The sequence below is a fragment of the Sorangium sp. So ce1153 genome, from assembly GCF_051521595.1.
Lineage (GTDB): Bacteria > Myxococcota_A > Polyangia > Polyangiales > Polyangiaceae > Sorangium.
This window is the reverse complement of record NZ_CP150361.1, coordinates 13,834,877-13,850,606: the sequence shown is the minus strand read 5'-3', so window position 1 is coordinate 13,850,606 and position 15,730 is coordinate 13,834,877. Positions and strand designations below refer to the sequence as shown.

Annotated in this window: 17 protein-coding genes; 9 read left to right on the top strand and 8 right to left on the bottom strand. The window is 71.8% G+C overall.

All coding sequences use genetic code 11. The features are described from left to right. Positions 1-367: 367 nt before the first annotated feature. On the top strand, positions 368-1,300 hold the full coding sequence (locus tag WME85_RS50440) for a BON domain-containing protein (RefSeq protein ID WP_437832662.1): 933 nt from the start codon (positions 368-370) through the stop codon (positions 1,298-1,300). 110 nt (positions 1,301-1,410) lie between these two features. Here WME85_RS50440 and WME85_RS50435 read toward each other — a convergent pair whose 3' ends face one another. After that, complete coding sequence (locus WME85_RS50435; protein WP_437832660.1) at positions 1,411-2,721, bottom strand: pectin acetylesterase-family hydrolase; 1,311 nt, start codon at positions 2,719-2,721, stop codon at positions 1,411-1,413. 545 nt (positions 2,722-3,266) lie between these two features. Here WME85_RS50435 and WME85_RS50430 point away from each other — a divergent pair. Beyond that, a complete protein-coding gene (locus tag WME85_RS50430) occupies positions 3,267-3,809 on the top strand; it encodes a hypothetical protein (protein ID WP_437832658.1) in 543 nt (180 codons plus the stop codon). 57 nt (positions 3,810-3,866) lie between these two features. Here the strand turns inward: WME85_RS50430 and WME85_RS50425 are convergent, their stop codons facing one another. From WME85_RS50425 to WME85_RS50400, 6 genes are all read right to left on the bottom strand, one after another. Next, positions 3,867-5,324: a hypothetical protein gene (locus WME85_RS50425; RefSeq protein ID WP_437832656.1), complete on the bottom strand. Its 1,458-nt coding sequence runs from the start codon at positions 5,322-5,324 to the stop codon at positions 3,867-3,869. 111 nt (positions 5,325-5,435) lie between these two features. After that, on the bottom strand, positions 5,436-5,606 hold the full coding sequence (locus WME85_RS50420) for a hypothetical protein (RefSeq protein WP_437832654.1): 171 nt from the start codon (positions 5,604-5,606) through the stop codon (positions 5,436-5,438). Between the two features lie 113 nt (positions 5,607-5,719). Next, positions 5,720-6,799, bottom strand: coding sequence for a carbohydrate-binding family 9-like protein (locus tag WME85_RS50415; RefSeq protein WP_437832652.1), 1,080 nt, complete (start codon positions 6,797-6,799; stop codon positions 5,720-5,722). A gap of 67 nt (positions 6,800-6,866) precedes the next feature. After that, a complete protein-coding gene (gene ffh, locus WME85_RS50410; protein WP_437832650.1) occupies positions 6,867-8,516 on the bottom strand; it encodes a signal recognition particle protein in 1,650 nt (549 codons plus the stop codon). A gap of 144 nt (positions 8,517-8,660) precedes the next feature. Next, entirely contained in the window at positions 8,661-9,134 is a 474-nt protein-coding gene (locus WME85_RS50405) for a hypothetical protein (RefSeq protein ID WP_437832648.1), read from the bottom strand. Between the two features lie 17 nt (positions 9,135-9,151). Beyond that, entirely contained in the window at positions 9,152-9,694 is a 543-nt protein-coding gene (locus tag WME85_RS50400) for a hypothetical protein (protein WP_437306210.1), read from the bottom strand. A 179-nt stretch (positions 9,695-9,873) separates the two neighbouring features. Between WME85_RS50400 and WME85_RS50395 the strand changes: the two genes are divergently transcribed. Further along, positions 9,874-10,572, top strand: coding sequence for a hypothetical protein (locus WME85_RS50395; protein WP_437832646.1), 699 nt, complete (start codon positions 9,874-9,876; stop codon positions 10,570-10,572). Between the two features lie 128 nt (positions 10,573-10,700). Further along, on the top strand, positions 10,701-11,603 hold the full coding sequence (locus WME85_RS50390) for a hypothetical protein (protein WP_437832645.1): 903 nt from the start codon (positions 10,701-10,703) through the stop codon (positions 11,601-11,603). Positions 11,604-11,736: 133 nt separating this feature from the next. On the opposite strand, the gene WME85_RS50385 is transcribed toward WME85_RS50390, so the two are convergent. Further along, positions 11,737-12,006, bottom strand: a complete 270-nt coding sequence (locus tag WME85_RS50385) for a hypothetical protein (RefSeq protein ID WP_437832643.1) — start codon at positions 12,004-12,006, stop codon at positions 11,737-11,739. 453 nt (positions 12,007-12,459) lie between these two features. On the opposite strand from WME85_RS50385, the gene WME85_RS50380 reads away from it, so the two are divergent. The 5 genes from WME85_RS50380 to WME85_RS50360 all read left to right on the top strand — a co-directional run bounded on the left by WME85_RS50380 (position 12,460) and on the right by WME85_RS50360 (position 15,530). Continuing rightward, positions 12,460-12,834 (top strand): hypothetical protein, encoded by a 375-nt coding sequence (locus tag WME85_RS50380; RefSeq protein WP_437832642.1) that lies wholly within the window; start codon positions 12,460-12,462, stop codon positions 12,832-12,834. A gap of 13 nt (positions 12,835-12,847) precedes the next feature. Continuing rightward, positions 12,848-13,201 carry a type II toxin-antitoxin system RelE/ParE family toxin gene (locus tag WME85_RS50375; protein WP_437832641.1) on the top strand — a complete coding sequence of 118 codons (354 nt, stop codon included), beginning with the start codon at positions 12,848-12,850 and terminating at the stop codon, positions 13,199-13,201. 93 nt (positions 13,202-13,294) lie between these two features. Beyond that, positions 13,295-14,404, top strand: coding sequence for a glycine oxidase ThiO (thiO, locus tag WME85_RS50370; RefSeq protein ID WP_437832640.1), 1,110 nt, complete (start codon positions 13,295-13,297; stop codon positions 14,402-14,404). A 114-nt stretch (positions 14,405-14,518) separates the two neighbouring features. Then, a complete protein-coding gene (locus WME85_RS50365) occupies positions 14,519-15,004 on the top strand; it encodes a hypothetical protein (protein ID WP_437832639.1) in 486 nt (161 codons plus the stop codon). A gap of 142 nt (positions 15,005-15,146) precedes the next feature. Beyond that, on the top strand, positions 15,147-15,530 hold the full coding sequence (locus tag WME85_RS50360) for a hypothetical protein (RefSeq protein WP_437832637.1): 384 nt from the start codon (positions 15,147-15,149) through the stop codon (positions 15,528-15,530). Positions 15,531-15,730 lie beyond the last annotated feature (200 nt).

The window sequence follows — 15,730 nt, the reverse complement described above, 5'->3', positions numbered from 1 at the left end:
ATGGGCCGGCTTTGCTGGGCCCGAGCCCGAGGCCGATGTCGAGGGGTGCTGGGTGCTGGAGGCCCCAGCGCGTCGCGCCCGCGCCCGCGCCGGCGCTGAGGGGCCGGCGCTGAGGGCTGGTGTGCGACGTCCCGCAATCGGGAGGCGGAGCGCGTTCAAAGCAGGCTCTTCCATGGTGTTCCGGCAACTCAACATCTTCGGGATCACCCCGGCGCGATACGCAGGGTTCTCCCCCATGGCAGCGGCCGTCGACTGGACCCATCTTCGTGTTCCGCGCCACGAAGCTGCGCGTTCTGCCGCGCAGCGCTGTTGCGCATCGGAGACGTGTTCGAGGCGCGTTGCTCGCGACGAAGGAAGGAGGCAGAGGATGCGAGATCAATTTGACAGGGACACAGGCTACGGACGAGCCGAGCGCGGCTGGGACGAGCGCTACCGGAACGATCGGAGCCATCTCTCCGAGCGCGGCTGGTATGGAGACGAGCGCCGCGGCGCGGGCCCGACCTACGATCACGGCGTCGCCGCGCGCGTCCACGGGGAACACCGCGACTGGGGCCGCGACCACGATCGCGGCCACGGGCGCGCGGCGCAGCGCGACTACCGGAGCAGCTCGCGCGACGAAGGCCGCTTCGCCGGCGGCGACCGCGGCGCCGCCGACGCGGACCGCGGCTGGGTCTCTGACGACCGCGGCGGCGATTACGACGGCCGCGATGACAGCTACACCTTCGGCGGCAATCCCATCGAGGGCACGGCCAGCGCCTACAACCGCAATCTCGGCGGGGCCTATTCCCTCGGCATGACCCGCGTCGTCAACCCCGACGGCTGGCACGGCGGCCCGTACCGCGGGGAGAGCCACGAACAGGCGCACACAGCCCACGAATCCGGCCGCTCGGCGATGGAGGGCGTCAGCCACGCGCTGCACGAGATCGGAGACCGCGTGCGCAGCGCGCTCGGCCGCGGGCCGAAGGGCTACAAGCGCTCCGACGCGCGGATCCAGGAGGACATCTGCGAGCTGCTCTCGGACCGCCACGACATCGACGTGAGCGACGTCACGGTCCAGGTGCAGGGCAACGAGGTGACGCTCGAGGGCACGGTGCCCGAGCGCCACCACAAGCGCATCATCGAGCACGTCGCCGAGGGCGTGCGGGGCGTCGAGGACGTGCACAACCGGATCCGGGTCCAGCGGGCCATCGAGCCGGCCACGCGCTCGACCGCCACGGCAGGCACCCTGGGTGATGCCGCCCTGGCGAGCACGCGGCACGGCGCGTCGCGCCCGGCGTCGAGCCACGTGGCCCGGGGCTGAGCCCGCGAGGCCGCGCGCGCCGGCGCTGGTCGCACGAGATGTGGCCAGCGCCGGCCGGCCGCGCGAGCGCGCGGGGCCAGAGCGCCGCGGGCGCACGCCGCGGCGGCGGCTCAGCCGCCCATGGCGGCGTTGATGAGCGGCGCGACGATCCGCATGCCGGGATCCTCGTTGTTGTACCAGTTCTTCGGCTCGTAGATCCGGACGCGCCGGTTCTCGTTGACGAAGCGGTGCAGGAACACCTCCATCGGCACGAGCTCGCTATAACACTTGTAGCTCTGGCCGAGCGGCAGCTCGAAGTATTCGAGCCAGGAGCGCTTCTTCTCCATGGCCTGACAGGCGTGGCTGCCGATGAAGGTGAGGATCGTGCTGCAGTGGCTGTCGTTGATCGGGCGGTGGTGCGGGATGAAGTAGCTGAAGTTGGCGAGGCCGTTCAGCTCGTCGACGAGCCGGTCTTGGTCCCGCTTCCAGCGGGCCAGCACCGCCTCCTGGTCATGGGGCTCGTAGAAGCGCTCGTACGAGAACCGCGAGTAGTTGTAGTCGCGCGTGTATCCTGTGTAGGCCAGCTGGTCGCCGGGGAACGCGCGCGCCACCATGCGGTTGATGGTGCCGAGATCGTCCGGATCGAACGAGGCCGGCAGCTCCGCGAACACGGAGTCGAGCGCCCACGACGCCCGGATCGTGTCGTGGAGCGGCCGCGAGTCATAGGCGATGTTCGGCGCGAGGTGGATCGGGCCCGAGTCGTTCAGCAGGTAGCCGCGCTGCGGGTTCATGATGCTGCGCACGAAGTAGAACGCGGACGAGGTGGCGGCGCCGCCGGCGCTGTAGCCGGTGACAAGGAGCTTCTGGGCGCGCGGGAGCTGCGCCCTCGCATAGCTCGCCGCGGCGATCGTGTTGTCGTAGCCGCTGTGGTGCCAGGTGATCGGCGGCTCCGCTCCCGTAGGATCGGTGTAGGTGACGACGCTGCTGCCGACATGGACGTCGCCCGTGCAATACGGCATGTAGACGATGTTCCAGCCCTTGGTCGCGAGATCGGTACGGCTGCGCAGGGGGAGCCCCGGGTCGGCGCCGTTCACGATCGGCGACGCGTACTGCGCTTTCACTTGCTGCATGTAATCGTCGGGGATGCCGTTCGGGTTCGCCGCGCCGAGCACGCCCGCGCGCCCGCTGCACGTGTCGTAATCCCAGCACGCGCCGCCCCCCTCGAAGAAGAACAGCACGTTCGGCGAGCTGGTCCGGCGGATGAAGAACTTGTACTGTGATCCATTTCCGCACGTCGTCCCCGGGAGCTCTACTTTCTGCCACGCGAAGTCGTTCCCTCCGTCGACGACGACGTCGACCAGCGTGTCGAGGAGCTCCTGGGCGTGGGCGGCGCTCGGCGCCATTGCTGAGACCAGCGCGATCATCGGTAGATAGGGCTTCATCGAAACCTCCCGTCAGCTCGTGGGCAGCCTGACTCGAACAGCGGCCTCGCACGCGAAAGGGTCCTCGTGACAGCGCGCCGTGGCGCGCGCCGCGGGCATGCACCGAGGATGGGCGGCGCGGGCGAGAGCGCGGTCTCGTCGATGGCGAGAGTAGCCGGGCCGCCGGGCGACGTTCAACCTCCGTTGCTTCACGCGTTCGCGCGTAGAGGGACGTCACACGTCACACGGCGCTCGCGCCAGGCACGACAGTATGACGTGGACGAAACAGCGGTGAGATCGCGGCCGGACCGCAACATCCTGGCCTTGCGGTAACGCCTCGCCCTGACGCCTCGCGGTAACAACTGCCGGTCACGCTCTCGGTGGTTGTCAAACGCGCGCAACGCGGGTATCCACGTCACATGGGGGTGGACACTCGGCTCCGCGGCCCGCGCTGGCTCGCCGTCTCTGCCGTGCTCGCGGTGGCCGCAGCCCTGGGCTTCGGCGCTCTCCGGAAAACGCCTCTTGCGGGGAGCGACCTCGAACGTGAGGCGAAGGCGGCCTCGGCCGTGAGCTCACCAGAGCCCCTGCTGCCTGGCGACAGCGCTCGGCGCCCCGGCCCGCCGACCGCCGGTGAGCGCCGCGGCGCTGCCCCCGCCCCGGGCGCGGCGGACACGCCGGAGGACGCGGCCGGGAGCGGGTACCCGGTGGATCTGGAGCGCCTGCGCGCGCAGCTGCCCGACAACCTGTACTGGCAGCTCGGCGCGCCGACGGACGATCCTCGCGAGCTTCAGGCGCGCGCCGACGAGCAGGAGCGCTGGGAAGGTCTCTTTGGCAAGGTCCAGTCGAACACGGCCTCCGAGGAGGAGGTCCTGCGCTACTACGAGCACAGCCGGCGTGTGTCCGAGGACTACATTCAGCTCGCGAGCGTCGTTCTCGCGCAGCACGGAGACGCGCTCCCCGAGCGCGACCGGGGCCTGTACGAGCTGAGCATCGAGATGCACAGCTCCCGCCTCGCGGAGATCCCGCGCCAGATCGAGGGCGCGCTCGCGCGCAAGGAGGCGCAGGATCGAGCGAGGGACGAATGGCGCCGGAGCGCGGGGCGAGAGTGAGCCAGGCTCGACTTGGACCGCGCTGCCTTACATCGCGCAGCTGTGCCCAGGTCGAGACTAGTGCTTATCCCCCCACATCTCCCGGTGCTGCGCCTGGCGGCGATAGAGGGACGGATCGAAGTACTTGTCGTAGAACTCCAGCTCCAGGTGCGAGAATTGCAGCCAGACGCCGGGCAGGTGGAACGCGTTGGCGTGCGCGGGAAAGCGGCCGTAGGTATCGTAGATGTAGTTGCAGATCTCCTTCGCGTACTCCACGACCTCGGGCCTGGGACGCCGGTTCGCCATCTTCAGGAACGCGTCGCCGTACTCGGCCTTTTTGTAGGCGCGGTCGAAGATCGAGTTGTCGCCGTAGGTGCCGGCCGGGCCGTACTTCTCCTCGATGACTTGATCCACCGCGGCGTCCATCGACTTCACGTACGGCGGCGTCAGCGACTCGAGCACGCCGTCGATCCCGATCGGATTGTCGAGCGGCGCCGGCAGCGGCGGCCACCGCCGCCAGGTCTTCGGCTTCTGCATCCGGAACTCGATCCCGAACTTCCCCTTCGCCGGGTCGCGCTCGAACACGTACGGCGCATCGACGGCAGCGTGGATCCAGGCGCCAAGACCCATTCCCTGGGCGATCAGCATCAGGTTCTGCAGCTGGAAGAACGTCTCGTAGTCGGTGCGCAGCTCGCCGGCGTAGCCGAGCTGCACGGGGAACTCGGAGTTCAGCCAGTCGCTGCGGCCGCGCCTGGCGCCGCCGATGATCTGATACGGGATGCTGGGGCCGATGCCGAGCCGGCTCGCGAACCACGCGCCCCAGTCGAGCAGCGTGCGCGGACGGAAGGGCTGCCAGTCGTCCACGAACAGCGGACGCTGGCCATCCTCCTCGGAGAGGAGGCTGATGACCACGTTGATGAACTGGCGCGTGAGGTCGACGATCGGCAGCAGGATCGTCGTCCCGGGACGATTGGAGATCTGGCGATTCCAGATGAAGTAGTACGGCCAGTGGCGTGGGAAATCGAGCCGCTCCTTGTAGAGCCGATGCTTCATCTTCGCGGCGGCCCCGATCCAGTCCGACTCGGACCAGTCTTCCCACCGCGGCGGCAGCCCCTTCAGCGACTCGAGCCCCTCGCGATCACGCAGGTGCTTGATGAGGAACGTGCCCTCGTCATTGATCAGGAAGAACGACACGGCATGCGCGTTATCGATGCTGCTGGCCGAGCGCGCGATGATGTTGATCAGCGGCGCCGAGAACCGCTCGCTCCCGTCGTCGTTCCTCGCCGGCACGTCGTGCATCGTCGTCGTCCCGGTCAACCCGGTGCAGACGGTCAGCACGGCTTCCTCGAGCGGCGAGAGCGGCGCCGGCTTGTTCTGGCTGGTGTAGCTGATCGGACCGGACTGGATCGACACGCCGCGCGCCACACGCCGCGTGCGCCGGTCGAAGATGGCGGACATCAACGGATACGTGAACAGCTCGCGCAATCCCCGATGGAACGAGGCATGGGTATCCCTCTGGTCGTGATCTGCGGCCATGGTGTCCTCTCTGTTACGCGACGTGATCGGCGATGCGCTTCGCGGGCGCTGCGATCGTGCGCGCAGGGTCGCGGACCGTCGGCGTCGGCACGATGGCGCCGTCCGCGACGATCAGATTGGGATAACAAACGTCTGCCCGAGGTGATCGACGACTCCCGCCTCGGGCGACGCGCCCATGATGCAGCCGCCGAGCCGATGCAGGGTCAGGAGGCTCTTCAACAGCCTCCACAGTGGATCCGGCAGCGACCGCCCGCCAGTCGCTTCGATCAGGTTCTCGTGCATCACCGGCGCGGCGTTGAAGGTGCCCTCGGCGTTCTCGGCGGGACAACTCGGCCCGTCCGGACTGCTGTCCAGCCATCCCTCTCCGGACTGCTGGTGGGCAGAGCTGGCGCTGTTCAGCGGTCGGGCGGATCGGCCCGGAAGCCCGGCTTCGGACCGGCCGACGTCGAGGGCACCGAAGCCCCCGGTTTTGCCCCCACGGCGCCTGGCTTTGCCCCGGCAGCGCTCGTCGCGGCAGGCGGCGCCGAGGGCGACGGCACAGGCGCGGAGCCGACGTTGCTCGCGGGTGCCCCGGCGCCGCCCATCTCTCCATCCGGCCCGACGAACCGGACCCGCCCGAAGCGCCGCGCCCGGTGGAAGTTCCCCTGCCCCAGGATCGGCGACCACGCCGCCCCACCGTTGTTCTGCATGGCGTAGAAGTTCATCCGCCACGCGTCCCCGGGCGACGGCGGCGCCGACCTCGCCTTCGCGAACGAGCTCCACGGGATCTTCGCCTCGACCACGTACCCCCGGTCCTCATCCGAGTCGTCGTCGATCGTCCCTCGCAGCTCCACCGCGCTGGCGAGCCCCGCGCTCCATTCCTGGTGACCGAAAGGCCCGCTCGCGCCGCCCCTCGGAGCATTGTAGTCGTCGAACTGAGAGTCGAAGACGAGGTTCTGGGGGCTGATCTGGATCTCGTAATAGTCCTTGTTGTCCCCGTCGCCGTCCGGGTCGATCATCACCTCGACGGTGTCCCGCTCCCAGAGGTGCGGGTCCCGCGCGCCCTGCGGGAACCCGCCGGTGATCGTCCCGTCGCTGACGTCGAACCCCACGTAGAGAAACGCCTCGTCCCAGAGCAGCCGCGCCTCGCCCTGCGTGGGCAGCGACCGGTCCTCGCGGCCCGTGCCCACGTTGACGAACGGGCCTGTCCGCGCCGCCGCCTGCCACGCCGGCTCGTCGAGCCGGCCGTCGATCGCGATCGCCGCCCCGGGCGCGAGCCTGCGCACCGCGAGCTCCTTCACGGCGGCGACCTGCCTCGCCTGGCCGGCGTCCGCGCCGGCCTGGCCGGCGTCCGCGCCGCGGGCGCGGGCGCGGGCCACTGACGTCAGCGGCGCGGGCGCCCGGCCGGCCGACCCGGCAGGCGCCGCCTCCTGCTCGGCCCCGCCGCCCCTGGAGCACGACGCGGCGAGCGCCGCGCCGGCCACGCCGACCACCACCAGCGCCCCCGCGCGTGCGCGTGCGAACGAGCGCCGCTGGCTGCGGGGCCGGCGCACGCGGCCGCCGCTACTTCCGCCCCTTCTTGCGGGCGTCGCGCTCGCGCTTGCGCTGCGACTTCTTGGCGTTGCGCTCGCTGGCGCTCAGCGTCTTCATCTTCGTCATGCTCGGGCCCCCCGCGCCGGCGCCGGGGAAGCCGCCCATCCCGGGCATGCCCATCCCGGGCATCCCCATCCCGGGGAAGCCCATGCCGGGGAAGCCCATGCCCGGCATGCCCATCCCGGGCATGCCCGGCATCCCGCCGCCGGCCATCATCTGCTTCTGCATCTCCCGCATGTTCTTGGCCATGGCCATCTGCTTCATGCCGGGGATCTTGCCCATCATGCCCATGTTCTGGCCGAGGCCGCTCATCATCTGGCGCATGAAGAGGAACTTCTGGACGAGCTCGGTCACCGCCTCGGGCTTGGTGCCCGAGCCCTTCGAGATGCGCTCCACCCGCTTCGGCTCGCGCACGAGCGCGTACGGGTCGCTCTTCTCGAAGCGGGTCATCGACTGGATGATCGCCTGGATGCGGACGAGCTCCCGGTCGTCGAGGTTCACGTCCTGCGGCAGGCCGCCCGGGAACATGCCGCCGAGGGGCAGCTTGTCGACGAGGTCCTTCAGCGACCCCATCTTCTGGATCATCCGCACCTGATCGAGGAAGTCCTCGAGGGTGAAGTCGCCCTGGAGCATCCGGGCGGCGTCCTTCTCGGCCTTCTTCTGGTCGACGACCTCCTCGAAGTCCTGCATGAGGCCGACGACGTCGCCCATGCCGAGGATGCGGCTCGCCATGCCGTCGGCGCGGAACGGCTCGAACTTGTCCGGCGTCTCGCCGACGCCGCTGAAGAGGACCGGCGCGCCCGTGACCTCCTTGATGCTGAGCGCCGCGCCGCCGCGGGCGTCGCCGTCGAGCTTGGTCAGGACGACGCCGCTGATCGACAGCCGCTCGTTGAAGCCGCGCGCCGTCTTCACGGCGTCCTGGCCGATCATCGCGTCGACGACGAGGAAGATGTTGTCCGGCGACGTCGCGTCCTTGATCTGCGCGAGCTCCTGCATGAGCGGCTCGTCGATCGCGAGGCGGCCGGCGGTGTCGTAGATGATGACGTCGCGGCCGAGCCGCTTCGCCTCGCCGCGCGCCGCGGCGCAGATGGCGACCGGCGACTCGCCGGGGATGTTGAACACCGGGATCTTGAGCTGGTCGCCGAGGACCTTGAGCTGCTCGACGGCCGCGGGGCGCTGCATGTCGGCCGCGACGAGCAGCGGCTTGCGCCCCTGCTTCTCGAGGTAGCGCGAGAGCTTCGCACAGCTCGTCGTCTTTCCGGAGCCCTGGAGGCCGACCATCATGATGCCCGTGGGCCCGCCGTCGGCCCAGGCGACCTCGTCGCCCTCGTGGGTCATCATCGCCTCGAGCTCGTCGTGGCAGATCTTGATGAAGTGGTCGCTCGCCGAGACCTGGTGGACCTCGCCCGCGTGCTTCACGCGCGTCTCGAGGGTGCGGCCGACCGCGGCCTGCTTCACCCGGGCGAGGAACGCCTTGACCACCCCGATCTCGACGTCGGCCTCGAGCAGGCTCAGCCTCACCTCGCGGAGCGCGGCGTCGATGTTGCTCTCGGTGAGCTCCGTGAGCCCGGCGAGGCGGTTTCTGGCCTGACGAAAGCCCCGTGTCAGCGTGTCGAACATGGCAGGGCGGTCTTAGCACAGGGGACCGCGAGCGCGGATCCCCCTCGCCCTGCCTGGCGCACATCTCGGTCCCGCGGGCCGGCGGGGTACCCAGGCGCCGCCGTGGCCGGCGCGGCGCCGTCGGCCGCGGCCGGCGCGGCGCCGTCACATGCTGCGCCGGCCGCGCCGGCGGAGCTCCGCGAGCGCCTCGGCGCACCTCGGCATGACCTCGGCGCTCTCCTTGACCTTGGCGTCCGCCGCGGCGAGGTCGGCCAGCGCCTCGGGCCCGGCGGACCCCGCGGGCGCCTCGAGCGCGGCGCGGGCGCGCGCCTCCGCGGCCGTGGCGTCGAGCAGCAGGCGGTAGGCCCGGGCGCACGTATCCCTGGCGCTCGCGGCGGGAGGGGTCGACGCGGGCTGCCGCTCGAGTTCCGCGAGCAGCGCCTCGCGCGCGGCCCGCGGCTCGCTCGGGGCGTCGCGGAGGGCGTCGATCGCGTGCAGGAGCGCGTCCGCCTCCTGCTGCTCGGCCGACGGGCCGCACCCGGGCGCCGCCTGGAGCGCGGCGACGGCGGCGAGCGCCGCGGCGACCCGCCTCGCCGCCGTCCCCGCTGCGCTCGCGCTCCCCGTCGCGCCGGGCGGCATCGTCGCGCCGGGCGCCTTCAGTCGGCGGCCTTCGCGGGCGGGCCCATCTGGATGCGCTCGCCGAGGTAGGAGCCGATCAGCGTGAACAGCACGCCGATGAGCGCCATGATCACGTACATGAAGAGCGGCATCGTCCGCACGGTCTGGCTGTGCAGGAGGTAGAAGACGGTCGGGATCGCGACGAGGAACGAGGCGACGACCGGCTCCAGGAACGTCTTGCCGGGCGAGATCATGCCGAGGAGGACGCCCCCGATGAACCAGACCGGGATGGCGACGATCATCCCGTTGGACCCCTCGAAGTCGAGCTGCTGCACGATCATCGGGAGGCCGCCGACGAGCGCCGCGGTGAGCACGCTCTGCAGGACGAGGGCGATGAGGCACCAGAGGAGCGAGAAGCCCTCCTGCTGGTAGCGGCGGTGGCGGTCGAGCTCGGAGTCGCGGAGAGGCTGGAGCGAGCCCATCCGCGCGCCGCACGCGACGCAGCGCCCGCTCGCCGTCACCGAGGCGTTGTTCGCGCCGCACGACGGGCAGACGATGGAGCTGTCGTTCTTCGAGGCCATCGCGGCTAGGCTAGGCAAGCCGCCGCGGGCGGGCAAGCGCGCGCCGCGCGGAACCGCGCCGGGGCCGCGGTTGTCTGCGGCGGGGAGGGCTGCTGAGCGGCCCCGGCCGCGCGCTGGCGAGCGAGCGCGGCGCGGCTCGTGCACCCCGGCCGGCGCTCCGGCTATATACTCGGCGAAGCGTGCCCACCGACCCGACCTCGACCCTGGAATCCCTGACGCATGGCCCGCGCGGCCCGGGCGGCCCTGGCCTCGACGTGACGGGGCCCGATCCGGAGCTGCTCGCGCTGCCGGCGCCGCCGCGGCAGGAGCGCACGGTCACGGTGGTGCTGATGGCGTTGACCGCGATCGCCGCGCTGTGGATGGCGATCGCGCTGCTCGGGGAGGCGCGCTACGCGCTGTCGCCGGGACGGCCGGTGGACGTCGGCGAGCTCGCGCCGCTGCGCCCGACGGCGGACCTCGCGAACCGCTACGTGCGGGCCGCGGGCCTGCTCGGGACGCGGGGCGCGATCCGGTACGGCCGGGCGGCGGAGGGCGACTCGTTCCGGCTGGCGCCGGTGGCCGGCAACCCGGGGCTGTGGGTGGAGATCCGGGTGCCGGAGGGGTTCGAGGGGCCGCGCTTCGTGCCGCCGAGCACGTTCGCCGGGCGGCTCGTGCCGTTCAGGGGCGCGGGCATCCGGCACGCGCGGCTCGCCGCCGAGGTGGAGGAGCAGGCGGGGACGGCCGTCACGGACGACGCCTGGCTGCTCATCGACGGCGGCTCGCCGCGCGCGTCGCGCTGGGCGGTCGCGCTCGTGGCGCTGTTCCTGGGGTTCGCCGGCTGGAACCTGTTCGGGATCGCGCGGGTGCTCCACCGGGTGCGGGACGCGAAGGGAGCCTGAGGGGCGCGAGCCGAGCGTGAGGGGCGAGAGCCGAGCGTGAGGGGCGCGAGGCAAGCGCGAGGGAGGCGAGGGCGCGCCCCGGTTCTTGACGCGCTCGTCGCGGGGGAGCAGGACGCTGCCCGTCCACGATGCCCAGGGTCACCTTCGTCAACGAGCACAGGACGGTCGAGGCCGCGCCGGGCCGGCTCCTCAGCGACATAGCGGCCGAGGTCGGGATCGCCGTCTGCCGCGAGACGTTCCGGGGCACCGGCATCGGCGACTACACGTGCTGGGTGAAGGGGGAGCCTGGCGCGACGTCGCCCCCGACGTTCCTGGAGAGGCTGCTCGGCGCGAAGGGCCAGCGGCGGATGGCGAACAGGACGCGCGTGCTCGGCGACGTGCAGGTCTGGACGCAGGCGGGGCCGGGCAATCGGCTGCGCGCGCCGCGGCCGATCGCGCCGCCGCCGAGCCCGGCGACGGATCCGGAGGCGGCGCGCAAGCCGATCGACGCGAGCGGCAGCGCGGCGTTCCCGTACGGCGATCCGCGCGCGGTCGGCCAGGGCAAGCGCGAGCCGATCGCGGCGGGCGCGCTCGAGGCGAAGGCGGCGAAGGAGAAGAAGGCGAAGGCGGCGGCGGCCGCGCCGACGAAGGCGCCGGAGGGCGCTGCGGCTGCCGAGGCGACCGCAGCGGCGCCGGAGGCCGCGGTGAAGGAGAAGAAGGCGGCGGCGAAGACGCCCAAGGCTGCCGCGGCGGTCTCTGAGGCTGCCGCACCGGTCCCTGGCGCTTCGACAGCGGTTCCTGACGCGGCCGCACCGGTCCCTGGCGCTTCGACAGCGGTCTCTGAGGCTGCCGCACCGGTCCCTGGCGCTTCGACAGCGGTTCCTGACGCGGCCGCACCGGTCCCTGGCGCTTCGACAGCGGTCCCTGACGCGGCCGCAACTATCTCTGAGCCGGCCGCAACAGCTGCCGAGGTCGCGACAGAGCCCCCCGAGGCGAAGGCGCCCGGGCCCGCATCGACAGTCAAGGAGACCGTCGGAGGTGCGTCGGAGTAGCGGTCGCCGCGCTCACTACCCTTCGGGCAAAGGGTCAAAGGGGTTGATCAATCGCACACCCACCCGAGCGACGTCGCGGGTATTGCGGGTGACGAGAACCAGGTTGTGACAACCGCCGTGGCGGCAGGGTACCTCAATCGAACTCGACGACCGGTCGCCCGTAATCCACGGGGCGCTCGAAGTCCGCGTCCTCCCCGACGTTGGGCATGCTCAACAGGAAGTCCATCAACGTCCCCTCCTTCTTGGGCAGGGTCGCCGCGGAGAGGTCATTCACCGCTTCCGGCGCGACATCCCCTCGAGCGACCCAGAAGACCGCCGCCGCCTGTCGCATCTCGTCCGCGATCTGCTGAGGGGTCTTGGGTGTACGGAACGCCTCCTCCCTGATTTCCATGATGATCCGCATGCGATCCTCCTCTCTATTGAGAACCCTAGCTGGAGCGACAAACGGTTTGAAACCACGAGAAAAAGCAGAAAATTTCACAGGGAGGCGGGGAGGCGGGGAGCGAGAGACGGCAAGAGAAGAACTTCTTTTTTTTCTTCCTCCCCGCCTCCCCGCCTCCCTGTGAAATTTCTCCGGGTCTTAATGTGATCGGTGTTCCAGCCCCTTTTTGGGCGTGAGCACACCGTTCACCCACCGCTCCGACCGTTCCGATACCCGGCAACGCTTCCCGTCCCATTCCGGCACGCGGGCTCGCATTCTCTCGCCTCCGCCGGCACCCGGCAGCGCTGCCCCTCACCCCCGCCGGCGCCCGGCAGCGGCTCTCTTCAGAGACCTCCCGAGGCCTCCTCGCACGGTCCGAGCCGTCCGGTTGTACACCATAGTGAAATCCACTATTCTCTCTCCGGAGGAACGCCGATGAGAGGTGCGGGAGCGGCGAGGCGGAACCAGGGCGAGGAGCGCGGTCCGGCCGGGCGCGGCCCGGACGAGGACAGCGGCCCGGTCAGCGTGGTGCTCCCGGCCGAGCTCCGGGCGCGGCTCCAGGCCGAGGCGAAGAAGCGCGGCCTCAAGCTCTCCCCTGCGATCCGCGCGCTCCTCAGCGAGCGCGTCCAGGAGCTCGACGACGCGGAGCAGCTCAGCCGGGCGGAGGAGTGGCAGCGGGCCCAGGTCTGGGCGGTCTGGGAGCGGATGAAGGCGGGAGACCACGACGAGGCCTCGCGCCAGGAGCTCGACTCCATCTTCCATGAGGCGCACGAGGCGCTCCGCGACGCCCCTCGCCGCCGCGCCCGCTAGGCCAGGGCGCCGCGTGAGCCGCCGCGTCCGCTTCCGCCGGGAGTTCGCCCGCGACCTCCGCGATCAGGTGCGCTGGCTCGGCGAGGACCGCGGAATCGAGTGGGTGGAGCGCCTGCGGACCGGCCTCGACGAGGCGATCGAGCTCCTCGCCCGCTTCCCCGCGATCGGTCCCGCCGAGGCGAAGGACGACGGAGACCGGGCCGTCGTCCGCAGGCTCCTCCTGCGCAAGCTCCCCCACGTCGTCTGGTATCTCGCGGACGCCTCCGACCCCGACGCTGACCTCTGGCTGCTGCGCCTCTTCCACGCGCGACAGCAGCGGCCGCTGGCCGAGGCCGATCTCCCCCCGCGGAAGCCGCGGAAGCGGTGATCGGGCAATGCATCGGGTCGCCGATCCCGGTGCCAGCCACCCGTGGCGCTCTCCACGGCTCCCCGCGGCGCGCGGCGTGCTATGCACGCGCCGATGAGCGACGTGGTGGTGATCGGCGGCGGCGTGGCCGGGTGCGCGTCGGCGCTCGCCCTCGCGCGGCGCGGGCTGTCCGTCCGCGTCCTCGAGCGCAACCCGGGCGAGGGCGCCTCCTGGGCGGCGGCGGGCATCATCGGCCCCCAGCTCGAGGCAGCGGGCGACGGCCCCCTCGCGCGGCTCTGCCTCGCGAGCCGGGCCCTCTACCCGGAGCTCGCCGCCTCGCTCGTCGAGGCGACGGGGCTCGACGTGGGCTTCCGGCAGAGCGGCGCGCTGCGCGTGGCGTTCACCGCGTCCGGGCGCGACGAGATCGCGCGCGAGGTGGCATGGCAGCGGGAGGCCGGCCTCGCCGTGGAGCTCTGCGACGGCGACGCGGCGCGGGCGCGCGCGCCGGCGCTCTGCGACGAGGTCGCCGGTGGGGCGTGGTTCGCGGACGAGGCGCGGATCGATCCGCCGTCGCTCATGCGCGCGCTGCGCATCGCGGCGGAGCGCGCGGGCGTGCAGTTCCGCACCGGCGCGGCGGTCCGGCGCGTCCTCGTCGAGCGCGAGCAGGCGTGCGGGGCGCAGCTCGAGGACGGGACGAAGGTCGAGGCGCGCTGGACGGTGCTCGCCGCGGGGAGCTGGTCGTCCCTGCTCGAGGCCTCGGGGCTCGCGCCCGCCGCCGTGCGGCCGGCGCGCGGGCAGATCGTCGAGCTCACGCCGGCGTCGCCGGTGCTCTCGCAGGTGGTCTACGGGCCCGGGTGCTACCTGTCGCCGCGCGACGACGGGCGCGTCCTGGTCGGCGCGACCATGGAGTTCGCCGGCTACGTCACCGCGGTCACGTCGCGCGCCGTGCGCGATCTGCTGACGGCGGCGCTCCGGCTCGCGCCCGCGCTCGGCGACGCGCCGATCGGCAGGACATGGGCCGGGCTCCGGCCGCACACGAACGACGATCTGCCGATCCTCGGAGGGGGCGAGATCGCGCGGCTCGTCTTCGCGACCGGGCACTTCCGCAACGGCGTGCTCCTCGCCCCGGTGACCGCGAAGATCGTCGCCGCGCTGATCGCGGGCGAGCAGCCGCCGCTGGATCTGTCGCCCTTCTCGCCCGGGCGGCCGGGCCTCGCCGCCTGAGCGCGGCGGCTGCCGGCCCGTCGCCGCCGCCTGGACGCACCGCGCCCCCCGGCGGCCAGGCCGGGGCAGGCTCGCGTGCGTTCGCCGCGCGGAGCGCCTACGCTGAGCGCCGCGATGCCGCCGACCTGCGAGATCATCCCGATCCGGTTCTACTTCCATTGCGGCTGGGCCATCCAGGTGGATCCCTCCTTCGAGTCCGAGCTCCTGTACGGCGGGGAGACGCTGCGGATGTTCGATCCGGGCGAGCGCCGCGAGGTCTCGCTCTCGTCGATGATCTACCGGCGGCACGACGGCGCGCCCTTCACGGCCAAGGAGGTGCTCGACACCTTCCCGCCGCACGAGATGTCCGGGCTGCGCTACGAGCACGAGAAGGGGCAGCTCGCGGGCGCCGCGCTGTGGATGCTCGGCGAGAGCGACGACGAGCCGGAGCCGTGCTGGGTGCTCATGGCCATCATGGTGTGCCCCGAGGCCGGCCGGCTCGCGCGCTGCACCATCGTCTGCAAGGAGGAGTCGGACCGAGACTGGGCCGTCGACACCTGGCGGAGCATCACGCGGACCCCGCCGCCCGTGCAGACCGGGCCTGGCGCGGCGATGGGCTAATCGCTGCGCGGCGAGGGCTCCTGAGGCGAGCCAGCGCCTGGCAGCGGCCCCCCCGCGCGTCGCGACGCCCTTCCCCCGGCGGGGGGCGCCCCCGCCGGGGCTCGCCTTGACGGGCGCGCCGCGACCGGGGATCCTCGCGAGCATGCGATTCGCCGCGTTCGGGTCGATCGTGCTCGTCGCGGGCAACGCGCTCCTCGCGGGCGAGGCGCGGGCCCAGCAAGCCGCGCCCGTTCCCCCCGTCGACACCACCCGGCGCGATGTGGGCACCGGCCTCGCCGTCGGCGGACTGGTCCTCGGCTCCGTCGGCGCGGGGATGTACTTCCTCACCCGACCCCGCGGCGACGATGCCTGCGGTTGCGCGTCGAACGCATGGGTCTTTCCCACCGTGCTTATGAGCCTCGGAGGCGCCATGACCGTCACGGGCATACCGCTCTGGATCACGGGGCAGATCCAGAGCGATCGCGCGAAGATCCAGGCGCAGCTGCAGATCGGTCCGCTCGGCGGAGGCGTTCGGCTGCTGTTCTGAAGGGCAGGTCCTGGGTGGCACGCAGCGCGCGCCCGACTCTCGCCGGGCCGTCCAGCCCACCAGGGCGGGGCAACGCATCGCGCCGGGGCATAGGCGAGTATGCCTATGCCTCGCGCCCGAGGGCTCGGGTACCAAGTCGTTGGCGTCACCTCATCGGGTGACGCGAGGACGGACGGCGATCTTGGAACAGAGAGGCGACC

Bases quoted from the DNA above. Each gene is read 5' to 3' on its own strand.
- thiO (WP_437832640.1), top strand. From the start codon at position 13,295: ATGAGCGACGTGGTGGTGATCGGCGGCGGCGTGGCCGGGTGCGCGTCG.
- WME85_RS50400 (WP_437306210.1), bottom strand. From the start codon at position 9,694: ATGGCCTCGAAGAACGACAGCTCCATCGTCTGCCCGTCGTGCGGCGCG.
- WME85_RS50425 (WP_437832656.1), bottom strand. From the start codon at position 5,324: ATGGCCGCAGATCACGACCAGAGGGATACCCATGCCTCGTTCCATCGG.
- WME85_RS50365 (WP_437832639.1), top strand. From the start codon at position 14,519: ATGCCGCCGACCTGCGAGATCATCCCGATCCGGTTCTACTTCCATTGC.
- WME85_RS50385 (WP_437832643.1), bottom strand. From the start codon at position 12,006: ATGCGGATCATCATGGAAATCAGGGAGGAGGCGTTCCGTACACCCAAG.
- WME85_RS50380 (WP_437832642.1), top strand. From the start codon at position 12,460: ATGAGAGGTGCGGGAGCGGCGAGGCGGAACCAGGGCGAGGAGCGCGGT.
- WME85_RS50435 (WP_437832660.1), bottom strand. From the start codon at position 2,721: ATGAAGCCCTATCTACCGATGATCGCGCTGGTCTCAGCAATGGCGCCG.
- WME85_RS50440 (WP_437832662.1), top strand. From the start codon at position 368: ATGCGAGATCAATTTGACAGGGACACAGGCTACGGACGAGCCGAGCGC.
- ffh (WP_437832650.1), bottom strand. From the start codon at position 8,516: ATGTTCGACACGCTGACACGGGGCTTTCGTCAGGCCAGAAACCGCCTC.
- WME85_RS50405 (WP_437832648.1), bottom strand. From the start codon at position 9,134: ATGCCGCCCGGCGCGACGGGGAGCGCGAGCGCAGCGGGGACGGCGGCG.
- WME85_RS50420 (WP_437832654.1), bottom strand. From the start codon at position 5,606: ATGCACGAGAACCTGATCGAAGCGACTGGCGGGCGGTCGCTGCCGGAT.
- WME85_RS50390 (WP_437832645.1), top strand. From the start codon at position 10,701: ATGCCCAGGGTCACCTTCGTCAACGAGCACAGGACGGTCGAGGCCGCG.
- WME85_RS50360 (WP_437832637.1), top strand. From the start codon at position 15,147: ATGCGATTCGCCGCGTTCGGGTCGATCGTGCTCGTCGCGGGCAACGCG.